7 protein-coding genes are annotated in these 15,978 nt (G+C 49.7%); all 7 read left to right on the forward strand.

The features are described 5' to 3' along the window. The first annotated feature begins 15 nt into the window (after nucleotides 1-15). The 7 genes from GRF59_RS29575 (at nucleotide 16) to GRF59_RS00255 (ending at nucleotide 15,727) form a co-directional block, all read left to right on the forward strand. Nucleotides 16-5,220, forward strand: coding sequence for a X2-like carbohydrate binding domain-containing protein (locus GRF59_RS29575; RefSeq protein ID WP_237391563.1), 5,205 nt, complete (start codon nucleotides 16-18; stop codon nucleotides 5,218-5,220). A gap of 274 nt (nucleotides 5,221-5,494) precedes the next feature. Continuing rightward, nucleotides 5,495-6,955 carry an N-acetylmuramoyl-L-alanine amidase family protein gene (locus GRF59_RS00230; protein ID WP_160495680.1) on the forward strand — a complete coding sequence of 487 codons (1,461 nt, stop codon included), beginning with the start codon at nucleotides 5,495-5,497 and terminating at the stop codon, nucleotides 6,953-6,955. 30 nt (nucleotides 6,956-6,985) lie between these two features. Next, complete coding sequence (locus GRF59_RS00235; protein WP_160495681.1) at nucleotides 6,986-7,654, forward strand: GerMN domain-containing protein; 669 nt, start codon at nucleotides 6,986-6,988, stop codon at nucleotides 7,652-7,654. A 213-nt stretch (nucleotides 7,655-7,867) separates the two neighbouring features. Then, nucleotides 7,868-10,597 carry an S-layer homology domain-containing protein gene (locus GRF59_RS00240; protein ID WP_160495682.1) on the forward strand — a complete coding sequence of 910 codons (2,730 nt, stop codon included), beginning with the start codon at nucleotides 7,868-7,870 and terminating at the stop codon, nucleotides 10,595-10,597. A 90-nt stretch (nucleotides 10,598-10,687) separates the two neighbouring features. After that, the gene (nth, locus tag GRF59_RS00245; protein ID WP_160495683.1) at nucleotides 10,688-11,350 is read left to right on the forward strand and encodes an endonuclease III; all 663 of its coding nucleotides are present in this window, start codon (nucleotides 10,688-10,690) and stop codon (nucleotides 11,348-11,350) included. Between the two features lie 135 nt (nucleotides 11,351-11,485). Then, nucleotides 11,486-11,758 carry an NAD/NADP transhydrogenase alpha subunit gene (locus GRF59_RS00250; RefSeq protein ID WP_160495684.1) on the forward strand — a complete coding sequence of 91 codons (273 nt, stop codon included), beginning with the start codon at nucleotides 11,486-11,488 and terminating at the stop codon, nucleotides 11,756-11,758. A 321-nt stretch (nucleotides 11,759-12,079) separates the two neighbouring features. Continuing rightward, entirely contained in the window at nucleotides 12,080-15,727 is a 3,648-nt protein-coding gene (locus tag GRF59_RS00255) for a dynamin family protein (RefSeq protein WP_160495685.1), read from the forward strand. Nucleotides 15,728-15,978: the final 251 nt, after the last annotated feature.

Consider the following 15,978-nt stretch of genomic DNA (forward strand, 5'->3'; position numbering starts at 1 on the left):
GGTTGGAGGAAGTCTATGCGCAACAAAGTGAAACGACGCACAAGGCAAATATTTGGAAGCTTGTTGATTGTTGCTTTGATGAGTCAATGTTTTGGGTTCGGCAAGCTAACCGGTACTGCTAATGCCGCGGCTATTAGCTGGGAGGATGTGAATGCGAGCGGTATAAGTTCATTTGCTGAGTTTTATAAAATTGCTTATGGCAACGGTATGTGGCTTGGAGCTGGGAATAACGGATTTTTAGCTTACTCCAATGATGGGCGGAACTGGTCGGATACAGAAAACAAAACTCCAGATAAAACGAAATCGATTCTTAAGGATGCGTTGATGGGTCTGACGTACTCGAAAGATCATTGGTTAGGTGTATCATTGCAGGACTCCATTGAAAAATCCGGTGGGAATCCGTTAGATGAATGGACTGTATTTAAACCTGTTTCACGGATAACGGATTTCCTGACCGATGTCACCCACGGAAAAGATGCAAATGGAAATGACCTCACGGTAGCCGCGGGTTTTAATGGAGTCATCGTTACTTCGAGAGATGATACGACGTGGAGCGCCAGCTCCTCCAAATTGGATGACTCATTTCTTACAAGTGTAGCCAATGGCGGCGGGAGATTTGTCGTTGCAGGTTACAAGCTGGATGAGACTTATACCAATTACGTAAAAGGCCTCATTTATACCTCTACAGACGGGCAAAGTTTCAACGCAGGGACTATCGGTGGTTATATTAATGGTCTTACTTACGGTCAGGGAAAGTTCGTAGCCGTAGGTGTCGATGGTAACAATAATGGTTACATTGGAGTTTCAACCGATGGAGTCAATTTTATAACCAAATCTCTCCCAGCCAATAGTAAGGAGTTGACAAGCGTAGCATTCGGCGGAGGGAAATTTGTAGCCGCTGGGTATGGAGGAATGATTCTGACCTCTTCAGACGGAGAGATATGGACAAGGGAGACAACAAATACCACAACTACGGATTATAAAACGGTAGCTTATGGCCAAGACAGATTTGTTGTTTCAGATCTTCAAGGACACATGAAAACCGCAATCGTCACAGAGATCAAAGACAGCACGATTTCCCCTATTTCTGCTAACTTTGATAAAAAGACATCGGCTCAAACCAATGTTACGACAGAGTTAACCCTGAACGGAAACACGTTAACCAGCATAAAAAATGGAAGTGCGACCCTGGTTCAAGGCACAGATTACACCATTTTCGGTACGACGGTCACGATTAACAAAACGTATTTGGCACAGCAGCCTGTAGGAACAACAACACTTACGTTTATGTTTAGCGCCGGAGTGAGCCAATCATTCACGGTTAACGTTTCCGATTCTACACCCAAAGATAGCCTGATTAATCCGCAAAATGCTGTGTTTGACAAGAACATCGCCTTTCAAGCTGATGTCAGTACAACGGTAACACCTAATGGAAACACCATCAGCAACATCTTCAACGGCGGTTACAAATTAGTTCTTGGAATGGATTATACAGTCTCAGGAGCTACGGTTAAAATTCTCAAGTCATACCTGGCGCAGCAGGCGGAAGGCACCACGACGCTGACATTCAAGTTCAGCGCAGGTAACGACCAAACGCTGACGATCACGGTGACGGATACGACGCCGAAGAATAGCGGGATCACGCCAACGACGGCAGACTTCGACAAGAATGTTGCGAACCAAGCTAACGTGGCGGTGACGTTGGACCTGAAGGGCAACACGCTCAGCAGCATCAGTAATAACGGGACGGCGCTGTCTTATGGAACCGACTATACGCTTTCGGGCAGCACGCTGAGGATTTTGAAGCAGTACTTGGCGCAGCAGGCGGAAGGCACCACGACGCTGACATTCAAGTTTAGTGCAGGTAACGACCAAACGCTGACGATCACGGTATACGCTACAACGCCGAAGAACAGTCTGATCACGCCAACGACGGCAGACTTCGACAAGAATGTTGCGAACCAAGCTAACGTGGCGATGACGTTGGACCTGAAGGGCAACATGCTCAGCAGCATCAGTAATAACGGGACGGCGCTGTCTTATGGAATCGACTATACGCTGTCGGGCAGCACGTTGAGGATTCTGAAGCAGTACATGGCGCAGCAGGCGGAAGGCACCACGACGCTGACGTTCAAGTTCAGCGCAGGCAATGATCAGACGCTGACGATCACGGTAACAGATACGACGCCGAAGAACAGCGGGATCACGCCAACGACAGCGAACTTCGACAAGAATGTCGCGAACCAAGTGGATGTGGACGTAACGCTGGACCTGAAGGGCAACACGCTCAGCAGCATTCAGAACGGAGGCTCGGCGCTGGTGGAAGGCGCCGACTACACGGTTTCCGGTAACACAGTGACGATTTTGAAATCGTACCTGGCAAAAGAGTCCGAAGGCACCACGATGTTGACCTTCAAGTTCAGCGCAGGCAATGATCAGACGCTGACGATTACGGTGGCGGATACAACGCCGAAGAACAGTCTGATCACGCCAACGACGGCAGACTTCGACAAGAATGTTGCGAACCAAGCTAACGTGGCGGTGACGTTGGACTTGAAGGGCAACACGCTCAGCAGCATCAGTAATAACGGGACGGCGCTGTCTTATGGAACCGACTATACGCTTTCGGGCAGCACGCTGAGGATTTTGAAGCAGTACCTGGCGCAGCAGGCGGAAGGCACCACGACGCTGACATTCAAGTTCAGCGCAGGTAACGACCAAACGCTGACGATCACGGTGACGGATACGACGCCGAAGAATAGCGGGATCACGCCAATGAGAGCAAGCTTCGACAAGAATGTTGCGAACCAAGCCGATGTGAACGTAACGCTGGATTTGAAGGGCAATACGCTCAGCAGCATAAGTAACAGCGGCACGGCGTTGGTGGAAGGAACCGACTACACGGTTTCCGGAAACTCAGTAACGATTTTGAAAGCGTACCTAGCGAAGGAGTCGGAAGGCACTACGACGTTGACCTTTAAGTTCAGCGCGGGTAACGACCAAACGCTGACGATCACGGTGACGGATACGACGCCGAAGAATAGCGGGATCACGCCAACGAGAGCAAGCTTCGACAAGAATGTTGCGAACCAAGCCGATGTGAACGTAACGCTGGATTTGAAGGGCAATACGCTCAGCAGCATAAGTAACAGCGGCACGGCGTTGGTGGAAGGAACCGACTACACGGTTTCCGGAAACTCAGTAACGATTTTGAAAGCGTACCTAGCGAAGGAGTCGGAAGGCACTACGACGTTGACCTTTAAGTTCAGCGCGGGTAACGACCAAACGCTGACGATCACGGTAACGGATAGTACTTCCGGATCCGTACCTCAGGACAGCATGATCAGTCCAAATACCGGAACCTTCGACAAGAAGGTATCTGTGTCTGAGGATGTATACACCTATTTGACGCTGAACGGCAATGCGCTGCTGAATATTACGAATGCAAGTACGGCATTGCTGGACGGTACGGATTATACTCTTGACGGAAATAAAATCGCGGTCAAGAAAGACTATCTCTTGCAGCAGCAGCTTGGAACGCTCGTATTAACATTCCATTTCAGTGCAGGAGCGGACCAAATCCTGACGATCGCCATTTCGGACAGTACGTCCGGACAAACACCTCAGGACAGCACAATCAGTCCGTCAGCTGGCACCTTTGATAAGAATGCTACGGCTCAAACCGACTTGATGACGACGCTGACACTGAATGGAAACCATCTCGTTCAAATCCTGAACGGCAGCTACGAATTGCAGGAAGGGACGGATTACACGATTACGGGTGATCAGGTTACGATCAGCAAATCTTACCTGGCCAAGCTGTCTGTGGGCACCTCAACACTGATGTTTGTTTTCGATGCGGGCAATTCACAGAGCTACACGGTTAAGGTACAAGATTCCACGACGCCGACTGTACCTGAAACGCCTTCCAATCCGAGTCCGGGACCAGCTCCATCTGTTCCATCGACGCCTGCCCCGGAACTTAAGGTGAAGATCCTTGTCAACGGCAAGGAAAAGAGCTTCGGTATTCTGAAGGTAGATCATAACAAAACAACGGTTATTGTCGATCAGAAATCATTGGAAGATGCGCTGTCCGAGCTTGGTGAGTCTGCAGTTGTAACCATTTTGGTTCCTAAAGCGACGGATATCGTCATTGGCGAGCTGAATGGGCAGCTCATACAGCTGCTGCAGAACAAAAAGGCAACGCTGAGTCTGAAAACCGGAAATGCGTTCTTCACGATTCCGGCGAGCCTGATCGGCTTGAACCAAATTGCCGATTACTTCGGCAAAGGCACCGTATTAGCCGACATGAAATTCCAAGTGGAGATCCAGAAGGTCTCGCCAGAATCTCAGGCATTACTGAATAAGGCAGCCGAAAATCAAAAGATCACGCTTTTTGATCCGGCTTTCCAATTCAATGTCCGGGCTTTGTACGGTACCCAGCAGATGGACATTCCGAGATTCTCTTTCTACACGCAGCGCGCGATTGCAATGCCTGAAAGCATAGATCCGAAGCGGATTACCACGGGCGTATTTTTGGGGAAAAACGGCAATATCCATCATGTACCAACCAAGGTTGTAATGATTGACAGACAATACTATGCCTTGATCAGCAGTATGTACAACGGCACGTATAGCGTAGTATGGAATCCGGTTGAATTCAAAGACGCAGCCGGACATTGGGGCAAAAAAGACATAAACGATATGGGCTCCCGCCTGGTTATCGAGGGGACAACCGCAGGCATTTTCGAGCCTGACCGTCAAATCACGCGCGCGGAATTCGCAGCGATTCTGGTTCGGGGTCTGGGGCTGCAAAATGAAGCGGAAGGCAGTACCTTCAGCGACGTCAACTCTTCAAGCTGGTATGCTTCAGCTATCCGTACTGCAATGGAAAACAAGCTGATCAACGGTTATGAGGATGGCAGTTTCCGTCCAGATGCCATGGTGACGCGTGAGCAGGCGATGCATATGATCGCGAACGCGATGAGTATGACGGGGCTGTTATCCAAGCTATCCGATACCCAGCAGGAAGCTCCACTTGCCAAGTTCAAAGATGCATCCGACGTTGCCGGCTGGGCAGCGGCCGATATTGCAGCCTGCCTGCAAGCAAACATCGTCAATGGCAAAGACGGATCCAGACTCGCTCCTAAAGAAGAAATCACAAGAGCGGAAGTGGCAGCGATCATTCAAAGATTGCTATCGCAATCGGATCTCATTTAGAAATCAGATCTTGTAATGACAAAAGGGCCTTTCCTCAAGCTTAGCTTGCGGAAGGCCTTTTTTTCTTCGCGTGATTCACTTTTACAAAAGATAAGCATGCATAATTGACTACCTTTGTCTACCTTTAGACACAGATTAAGTTTTGCATAAAGAGGAATATATTCGCAACTTTTCGAAGCTAAGAGCGTCTAATAGATGTCTGGTGATGTCGAAGGAAGCCAAAGCCGAAACGTCAGAGCTAGTGACAAAAATTTAAGAATGGTAGGGGTGAAGGATGAAGAAATTTGGATTTATGGCAGTGCTGTTATTTGTCTTCATTTTGGCGTTTCCTCACAATGGACAGGCTGCGGCGGGAAGTGCCAAAATTTTTCTGGATGACAAGCAACTGAGTCTGTCAGGAAATGCAAAAGTGGAAAATGTGAATGGTAATATCATGATTCCATTTCGTGTCGTCGGAGAGAATCTGGGGTTTGACGTCGCATGGGAACAAAAGACGCGCACGGTAACCATAAAAAAAGATTCTGATGTAATTAAACTCGTAGTCAATCAGAAAACAGCTGATGTAAACGGTAAGAAAGTCGCCATGAACATTGCGCCCATCTTGCGTACAGATACGGTGATCGTACCTATACGCTTTGTGAGTGAACAGATGGGGCTTAAAGTGAACTGGGATAATGATAAGAAGATCGTATACTTATATACCCAAGAACTTGGAAATGGAAACGGAGAAGCAGGAACAGGTGCCGGCAACGGCGGCGAAGCGACTCCGGGCACAGGCAATGGCAGCGGCAATACAGGTGGTAATGCCGGAAGCGCAGCAGCTCAAGTCAACGGACTCAGCTTCAGTGATAACCGTCTGATGATCGCTACAAGCGGACAAGCCAAGGTCAATGCATTCAAAATGAGCGGGCCTGACCGTATCGTTGTGGATCTTGAGAACACGGGTTTCTCGAATACATTCAGCAGCAGTAACTCACTGGATCAGAACTCGACGGGATCGCTGGACATCAGCGGGTACCCTGACGTTTCCAAAGTAAGATATTCGCTTTACAACGATAAACCTTCGACTGTACGTGTCGTCATCGATTTGAATCGTGCCAAAAACTATACGCTGACCAATGAAAATGGTTTGTATATCATCAATTTGAATACAGAAGACACGAGTACGCCATCGAAGCCTCCGGTTGGCGGAGGTGGCAAGAAAATCGTCGTCATTGACGCAGGGCATGGTGCCCATGATCCGGGAACAACCGGTGTCACGGGTAAAAAGGAGAAAGACTTCAATCTTGCCATCGTCTTGAAGGTTGAAAAATTGCTAAAACAGGAACCTAATATTGACGTTGTGCTTACGCGCAGTGACGATACGTTTCTTGAACTTAAAGACCGCGTCAAGATTGCCAATGATTTGAAGGCTGATGTATTTGTTTCGATTCATGCCAACAGCGCCGGTTCATCAGCTGCTTCCGGTAGCGAAACATACTATCAGCGTGATGCAAGCAAGGCGTTCGCAAACGTGATGCATAAATACTTGGTACAAGCTACCGGCCTATCCGACCGCGGCGTTCGTTACGGCAATTTCCATGTCATTCGTGAAACGAAAATGCCTGCAGTACTGCTTGAAGTCGGATACCTCAGCAACAAGAAGGATGAAGCAACTCTCTTTACGGAGAGCGTGCAGCAGCGTGTTGCCCAAGGGGTCGTGAATGGTATTAAAGAATATTTGGGTGTTCAATAAGGAATGTCCCCTTAAAGGAGGCGGCAGTGAATGAGTAGGAAATTGTGGTGTGCAGGCATTTTGGCTTTGGTGATGATTGCCTCGGCCGGCTGCGGCCAGAAGCCGACAACCGCGCCGGAAAGCGGACAGCAAGAGACAGTCTCCGGGGAGCAGCAGACAACAGGCAGCGGCAGTGAGACCACGCCAGAAAAGGATGCGGGCAGCGGTGATAACGGTAATGCGGGCGAATCTACCCAAGGTGATTCCTCCAAGGGATCATCTACCGGTTCATCCACCGGATCATCTTCCCAGACAACGGAGCCTACCGCTAAAAAAGAAACGATCGACGTTTATTTTACGGATCCTCAGGAACTTGATTTGAAGAAGTCCCAAAAGGAAATCAGTTACGAAAATGCAGTGGAGAAATACGTGCAGGCTTTCAAAGCTCTTCAATCGAGCGACAAGTCCGAACTGATACCGCTTTGGGGGAAAATCGAGCTGAAGAAGCTAGAGTTCAAAGACGGTGAAATTACGATGGACATTCATATGCCTGACGAAGCAAGACTGGGAGCCGGCGGCGAACAGTATGCTTTGGACGCGTTGACCAAGACGATGTTCCAATTTGACGAAGTCAAATCGGTAGAGCTCTTGGTAGACGGGGCAAAGGTGGAAAGTCTGATGGGGCATGTCGATTTGGAACATCCTTTGACAAGACATTGAGAAATTTAGGCTAAAAGCAGGAGCTGAAGCCCTTCTTGTCGAACAACATTATAGGCGTGATTTTTATGATACGAAATGAACTAAAGTTTGCGCTCCGATTCTGTCCGGGAACCTTTAGGTTTTCGGGCGGGGGTGCAATCTCTTTAGTTCTTTCTGTTTATTTTCGGGATAATGCATGAGCGCATAATCCTTATTCAAGAAAGGGGAAAAAGCATGGTTTCCAAACGCAGCAATTCTACTTCACATTCTAAAAAGGTCGTCTCGGCTGTCATCGTAGGCATGATGGCTCTGGGCACCGGTACCGCCGTATTTGCGGACACAGCAACACCTACTTCTGCAAGCGTTACGGCAAGCGGGCTTTTCAGCGACGTTAAGAGCGGATTCTGGGCCGAAAAGCATATCTACAAACTGGCCTCCCAAGGCATACTTCTGGGGAACAATGGTCTGTTCCGTCCTAATGATTCGGTAACCCAGCAGGAAGCTGTTACAATGGCGATCCGATTCGCGGGTTTAGAGGATAAAATCAACAATAATGCGGCCATTTCTTTACCAGCCAACATGCAGGTTAACAACTACTTCAAGCCGTATGTGGCCCTGGCTCTCCAGCATAATCTCCTGGACAAGACTTCTGAGAACGCTGCTGTGGATTCGAAGCAAACCTGGGGTGAACGCAAAGCGAGTCGGGAATGGATCACTGAAGTACTGGTCCGCGCCCTTGGCAAGGAGGCTGACGCATCGTCTTTGGCTTCCAAAGCGACTACATTTGCGGACAACAGCAAAATTTCTGCTTCTAAAAGAGGTTTCGTGAATGAAGCATTGGAGCTTGGACTGACCAATGGTGTGGACGGAAACCGCTTTGATCCTCAAGGCTCTGTGACCCGTGCCCAACTGGCGACGTTCTTCAGCCGCGCGGAATCTTTCAACGATGTAAAATACAATAACTCCACCGAGGGTATCGTGACAGCGCTGGATACCAATAAACTTAATCTCTACGTAGATGGAAGCATTCGTACCTACGTGCTCGATAATTCGACGGTTTATTACACCAGCGATTCCGAGAATAAAATAAGCTTTGCTGATCTGAAGCCATATACCAAGGTCATGGTCATAGGAAGCCAGAACAAAACGGCCTACGTGGAAGTGACGGACTCTAAAGTGCAGCTTGAGAGCACGGAAGGAACATTCCAGAAGTTGTCTCCGGGCAATATCCTGTGGGTGGAAACGGGCAATACATTCAAAGAATTCACGTATGATGCAGGAACAAGCTTCCTCGACCAAAACGGCGCTAAAATTGAACCGTCCGCACTGGTTGTCGGCAGCAAAATTACCATTCAGCAGGAAACCTTCAGCTCTGCGAAGAAGCCGGTCATCGTACAGGTTAAATCGGGAGTTATCAATAAAAATGGAACGGGTACCCTTCAAAGCGTGGATACAGCCTCCAAATCACTCGTCATCAAAAATTCTTCCGGTGCTGTGGAAAGCTACACTTGGGATGACAGCCTGATCGTGAAGTATCAAAATCAGCTGCTTTCGCCTTCCGAATTGAAAACCGGTGCTGTGATTAATTACACCGTCAAAAACAATCTGGTTGAATCGATCGAAGTTACGCAAGGCGTAGAGAGAACCATTCGCGGTTCCTTGTATGAGGTTGGGGCTAATAATGCCACCATTACATACAAACGCGACGGCGGACAGCTGGAAGTGAAGCTGCTTGCGGACAAGCCTGAACTGGTCATCAGCGGTATCGCTTCTCCGACAGTCGGCGACTTGATCGCGGATTCCGTGAATGGGGATCAGGTCGAGATTACCCTGAATCCGCAGGATCAAGTGACCAAGATTCAGGTGTTAAACCGTCAAATGGAACAGAAAAAAGGCGTAACCATTGTCGGATATGAGCCGAAGAGCAAGCTCTTGACCCTTGTGGATGCGAATAAAAAGCCATATGTTGTAACGCTTGACGACAAAACAAAATTGACTTATAACTCGGCTACTCCGACATTGGCTGGCATTGAGCCTTACTTGACGAATGGCCGCAAGGTGAATATCACGTATTTGACGAATCGCGCGTTGTCGCTCGAGGTCATTTATCAATATGAAGGAAAAGTGTCTGCGCTTGATTTGACCGGCAAGAAGCTGACCCTTCTAACGACAGAAGGGCAAAGCATGACGATTCCTTTTAACAATCCGACCGTTTCGGTATACGGCAAGAGCAATGCCTCCCTGTCCGACATTAAAGTCGGCAGCAACGTTGCCGCTGTTCTGAACGCAACGCAGGATGCAGTTCAGTCCATCCAGCTGAAATCGAACGTCCAATTCGAACTGGTAGCTGTTGATACTAGCAATTCCCGCGTTACTGTGAAAAATAACGGACTCATTAGCCAATTTTATGTGGATAAAACCACCCTCACGGACGAGAATGGTCAGGCTATCAATGTACAGGATTTGAGCGTCGGCCAACTGCTGAACGTAACCTTTAATGGTATTAATCCTGCAGCCGTGCAGCTTGTGAAGGTAACGAATGGTGAAGTGACTGCCGTTAATACCACTTCCGGATCGCCTAGCATCACGGTTAAAAATTATGGCGGTACAACCGAAACCTTTAAGCTGGACAGCACATCCAAAATTATGAATGATACCGGCAGCGCCCTTAATCTCAGCAATGTAGCTGCAGGTAACCGGGTAGAAGTCCGCAAGGATGCTGACGGCAATTATGTTGTTAAAGTGTTGAATGTTTCGACTCAAACCTTCTGGAAATATGACAGTTATGCGAAGGAAATATATGTGAAACGCCAGAATGTCAATGATAACAACCATTTCGCGCTTTCTAACGCAGCATACATTCACCAAGGAGACACGATATTGACCGTGCAATCCCTGAAAGAAAATGATAATATTGTACTGTATTTAAACAATGGAACGATTGTCGAGATACAGAAACAATAGTATGCTTTGGGAATGGTCATGAGATACACCGTCTTGATACGGGGAGTCTTACCTGTATCAGGACGTTTTTTTTGCAGGAGGTAAGAAGCGATGAAGGCAGCAACCGTACGTTATATACTCGACACGATTGGGGAAATGTTTCCCGACGCCCATTGTGAATTAAACCACAGCAATGCTTTTGAACTGACGATTGCCGTTTTGCTGTCCGCGCAGTGTACGGATGAAACGGTGAACAAGGTAACCAAGGATTTGTTTCAAAAGTACAAGTCCCCGGAGGATTATGTGGCCGTTCCCTTAGAGGAGCTTGAGCAGGATATCCGCAGAATCGGATTGTACCGGAATAAGGCCAAGCATATCCGCAATTTATGTATGCTGCTGATGGAGCAATACGGAGGGGAAGTGCCGCGGGAGCATGATGAGCTCGTGAAATTGCCGGGGGTTGGCCGCAAGACAGCCAATGTCGTCGTTTCCAACGCTTTTGATGTGCCGGCGATTGCCGTGGATACACATGTGGAGAGGGTGTCCAAACGGCTGGCTCTGGCGAATTGGAAGGATTCCGTGCTGGAAGTGGAGAAAAAGCTGATGAAGCAGGTGCCGCGCGAAGAGTGGACTTTAACGCATCACCGGTTGATTTTTTTCGGACGCTACCACTGCAAGGCCCAAAACCCGAGATGCCAAGTGTGCCCGCTGCTGGATGTATGCCGCGAAGGAAAAAAACGTATGAAGACATCCCAAATCAGAAAAGATAAGTAAGTATATAAACTGAACTAAAGAAAGGATAGCACTTCGCCTGTATTCCAGATGGATTCAAGGAGAAGCATTGTTAAACTTTAGTTCATTTTATGTAGCAGGATAGGAACTACAAAGATGGAGAAGGATGGGATAAACATGAAATGCATCTCAGTATATACTGACAATTTCGAAGTATTTTCCGATATTATGGATCAAGTGATGGAAACCGAGCTTGCCGAAAACGAAGAAAGAGAGTTTGAAGGCATCACGGTCAGCCATTCCGGCGACGTACCCGAGCATTACCTGGACCGCATGTCGGTTAAGCCTGAAGTTGTCGTTATGAAGGACAAGTCCCGCGGAACGACCATTTTGCAGCATGGCAAGGTTTTCGAAATTCTCGTGCCTGAACTGGAAAACGCAAGCGTATAACAACCGAATGAATCAACCAAGCATAAAACCGAAGCTTTTTTCGGTTTTATTTTTTTTGCCCTTATCAAAGTTGAAGGCTTTCCGGTTTAAAATGTTTCTCATTCCCCCTGTTGGATGTTAAAATGTAACTATTTGAAAGATATCAGAGAAAAAAAGCATGGTGAGGCTTATTCTGATATCACAAGAGAAACTTCCGCTAAACGCGGTCTGTCTTCCGAGTACATACGCCGATTGACGTTTTTCTTAGGAAACAGCATATTTTAGGTTAGTGAAGAACCATACCGTGAAATATAGATCAGAGATTAGGGGAGAGAAGGCAGCATGTCGACATCGAGTCCTGTAATTCAATTAGAGAGCGGGTCACTGCAACGTTTGCAGGAGAGCTTGCACGGATGGGGGGATGACAAATCCTCCAAGTTAATGGGAGATTTGCTGAACAAGGCGACGGCCGGAGAAATGACGATAGCTTTTTGCGGCCATTTCTCGGCAGGGAAATCCAGTCTGATCAATTCTTTATGCGGAAAAAAGGTACTCCCATCCAGTCCGGTACCGACGAGCGCTAACGTGGTTTCCATTCGGAACGGGGAGCCGCATGCGTTCATTTATCCGGCACAAGCTTCAGATCTCGCGACCCAGCCATTGAAGCCGCAGGAAGTTTCGCTGGATGAACTGTATACATATTGCACGAATGGGGGCTCCTACTCGTCGGTAGAGGTATGGGATCACATATCCCTTCTGGGCGAGCGCGGTGTGCTGATGGATACGCCGGGAGTCGATTCCACGGACGACAGCCACCAGAAGGCGACGCATTCAGCGCTGCATCTGGCAGATACTGTGCTGTATGTGATGGATTACAATCATGTGCAATCGGAGAATAATCTCGCCTTTGCCAAAAGCCTGTCTGACTGGGGCAAGCCGCTGTATCTGGTCGTTAATCAGATCGACAAGCACCGGGAACGGGAATTGTCCTTCGAGAGCTACAGAGCAGAAGTGGAGGCTGCCTTCAAGCGCTGGCAGGTCAACTATGTAAGTCTGCTGTTCACAACGCTTAAGGAGCCGGAGCACCCCTATAATCAATGGCAGCAGATCAAAGAGCTCATTGCAGAGCTCATTGAAAAGCGGGAGCCCATTCTGAACTACAGCCTGGACTGTTCCGCACGCCATATTGCCGAGCAGCATGTCAAGGAGTTCGCCGATTCCCTGGAGGATACCAAACAGCAGCTTTTGGATGAGATGGGTGGGGAAGAACAGGCTGCTAAGCTGGAAGCCGAGATCGGAAGCTATCGAAAAGAGCTTGAAAGGCTAAAGGAGCTTCCTCAGACCGAACGTGAAAGCATTCGCAAGCAGGTGGATACACTGCTCGACAATGCGAATTTGACGCCTGCCGAGCTCCGGGAGACGGCCAGGCTGTTTCTGGAAAGCCGGAAGAGCGGGTTTAAAAAAGGGCTTCTATTTGCTGGCGCCAAAACGGAACAGGAAAAACAGGATCGTCTGCGTAAGCTGACAGATGAGCTGCGGGAGCAGTCTGCTTCGCAAATCGAGTGGCACTTGCTGGAGCTTATGAAGCGGTGGGGCAAGAACTTGTGGACGGAGGAGCGGCAGCAACGGTTCAAAGCTTCCATGCCCGATTTGGGAGAGGGCATGCTGGAAAACTCGGTGAAGCCGGATGCGGTATTGTCCGGCGAATATGTTTTGAATTATTGCCGCATGCTGTCGGCAGATATTAGAGGGCTTTACCGCCGCGTAGCCATGAACGCGGCAGAGGATGTGCTGGCGGATGTGGCTGCATCCGCCAAAGAACAGCAGCAGCGCGTCATCGCAGCCTTGAACGCGCTGCTGGAGCAGTCCGCCGCGATGTCCCGCTACATGCAATTGGAGCGGGACATCGCGGAGCGCGCCGCAGCAGCCAAGCAGCTGCTGCCTGCGCGCGTCACGCTCACCCCCGGCTTCCTGCCGGCGGTGAGCGCCCCCGCCCCGGCGGCCATGCAGCCGCCAGGAGAGGATACGGGCGCGCGGACGAACGCGCCCGCCAAAGCCCCGCGCAGCGGGGCGGAGCCGCTAGGCGGCGCGGCATTTGGCCGCCGCCAGCGGCTGGACGCCGCAGCAGCGTGCCTGCAGGATACGGCGGCGCTGCTGGGCAACTATCCCGCGCTTGCTTCCGCAGCGCGGGGGCTGCGCAGCCGGGCAGACGCCCTGGCCGGCGGCTCGTTCACGCTGGCACTGTTCGGAGCGTTCAGCGCCGGCAAATCATCGTTCGCCAACGCATTGCTTGGCGAGCGCGTACTGCCCGTATCGCCGCATCCGACCACCGCGGCGATCAACCGCATTTTGGCGCCGCAGGATGGCTTTGTGCATGGCACGGCTCAGGTGATGATGAAATCACCGGATACGTTCAAGGAAGATCTGGAATATTCGTTCTCGGTGCTGCAGCTGGGCAAACCCGATGAAAGCAGCTGGCTTCAGGTGATCGAACGCATGAAGCCGGAAGGGATACATCCCGCAGGCCTCCCTCATTACGGTTTCCTGAAAGCGGCGGCTGCCGGCTGGAAGGAAGCGCAGTCGCTGCTTGGTACGATTCAGACGGTCGACATGAACGGTTATAAGTCCTTTGTAGCCGACGAGACCCGCTCCTGCTTTGTCGAACGAATTGATTTATATTACAGCTGTCCGCTGACGGAGCAGGGCATCGTCCTGGTGGATACGCCAGGAGCCGACTCGCTCCATGCCCGTCATACGGGAGTCACCTTCCAGTATATGAAGCATGCGGATGCAATCGTATTTGTGACTTATTATAACCACGCATTCTCCAAGGGGGATCGTCAGTTCTTGACCCAGCTTGGCAGAGTGAAGGACAGCTTCGCTTTGGATAAAATGTTTTTTATTGTCAATGCTGCGGATCTCGCCTCCTCGGAGGAAGAATTGGAGCAGGTCGTAAAGCATGTAGAGACCAATTTGAAAGCAAGAGGTATCCGTTTACCGCATATTTATCCGGTTTCCAGTATGAAGGCGCTGGAAGGCAAGCTGGACGACGATGCGAATCTGTACACCGAGTCCGCTTTTGAATCCTTTGAAAGAGCGCTTGGAGCCTTCGCCGGCGAAGAGCTTCCGAAATTGTCCTTGAATAGCGCCATTCAGGAAATCACGTCTGTTCGGCAGCGAGTGACAGAATGGGGAAGAATGGCAAGGCAGGACGCGGGCTCCAGGGAGCAGCGCCGAGAGCATCTGCAGAAGGTCAACGAGATGGCATTGTCCCGGATCGATGCCTTCGCAAGTCAGGAACTTTCGCGCGAAGTGGAGCAGGAAATCCTTGAGCTACTCTTCCATGTAAAGCAGCGGATTGGGTTCAGTCTCGGCGAGTTTTTTGCCGAGGCCTTCCATCCATCGGTTCTGCGTGAGGATGCGGGACAGCTCAAACGCATCTTCACAGATTGTGGAAGAGAGCTGGAACGAACCATTGTGCATGAGCTGGATCAGGAGTTGTGGGCGACGACGCTCCGCCTGGAGAACAAGGGCAAGATGGTTCTGCGTACGGCAGCGGAAGAAGCTGCTCAAGCGATCCAGGGCTACGATGCGGTAATTATGCTTACTCCGCCGGAAGAGAAGGAGTGGGCTTCGCCGAAATGGAATGATGCCGGTCTCACCAGCTTTGTGGATTGGTCCTCTTATTGGTCCAATTTCAAGACACCTAAGCATTTCTTCGAGGATGGCGGAAGGGAGAAGCTTAGAAGCGCAGTGGAGCCGGTCATTCGGGAAGCGTTGAGCGCGGAAGCTTCAAGCAAGCAGGAGGTACTCGTTTCCTACTACCATGATCTTGTTGCAGCGGCTCAATTGAGACAACAAGATGAGCTGAAGGAACAGCTGATAGAAGCCATGGAAGCAGCGGCTTCGTCTCTGGATTCCGGGGAGCAGCCGGAAATTTGGGATCAGTTGGCGGAACAGCTTCTGCAAACGGAGCAGTCACTGGCTTAATTGGGGTTGGTTAGGGTATGAATGAGGAGCGTCTGGATGACGCTCCTTTTTATTTTGGCTAAACGGACATTCAGGTCGATATGAGATTGAACTGATTCGAGTGAATAACCATTATATTCCTGATTGAGTTGACATAATTTTAATCGTTTTCGGTAAGCCGTGCGTCTCATCGGGGTCTTTGAAACATGAATTGGAAGGAGTTTGACAGATGGAATGTTTTTTTTGTCGGGTTGGGCAGAGATATCGAGGAT

It is taken from the genome of Paenibacillus dendrobii (assembly GCF_009807035.1).
In the GTDB taxonomy this organism is placed as follows: domain Bacteria; phylum Bacillota; class Bacilli; order Paenibacillales; family Paenibacillaceae; genus Paenibacillus_AQ; species Paenibacillus_AQ dendrobii.

What these genes read in the sequence shown, in the direction of transcription:
- GRF59_RS29575 (WP_237391563.1), top strand. Translation starts at nt 16, where the DNA reads ATGCGCAACAAAGTGAAACGACGCACAAGGCAAATATTTGGAAGCTTG.
- GRF59_RS00230 (WP_160495680.1), top strand. Translation starts at nt 5,495, where the DNA reads ATGAAGAAATTTGGATTTATGGCAGTGCTGTTATTTGTCTTCATTTTG.
- GRF59_RS00235 (WP_160495681.1), top strand. Translation starts at nt 6,986, where the DNA reads ATGAGTAGGAAATTGTGGTGTGCAGGCATTTTGGCTTTGGTGATGATT.
- GRF59_RS00240 (WP_160495682.1), top strand. Translation starts at nt 7,868, where the DNA reads ATGGTTTCCAAACGCAGCAATTCTACTTCACATTCTAAAAAGGTCGTC.
- nth (WP_160495683.1), top strand. Translation starts at nt 10,688, where the DNA reads ATGAAGGCAGCAACCGTACGTTATATACTCGACACGATTGGGGAAATG.
- GRF59_RS00250 (WP_160495684.1), top strand. Translation starts at nt 11,486, where the DNA reads ATGAAATGCATCTCAGTATATACTGACAATTTCGAAGTATTTTCCGAT.
- GRF59_RS00255 (WP_160495685.1), top strand. Translation starts at nt 12,080, where the DNA reads ATGTCGACATCGAGTCCTGTAATTCAATTAGAGAGCGGGTCACTGCAA.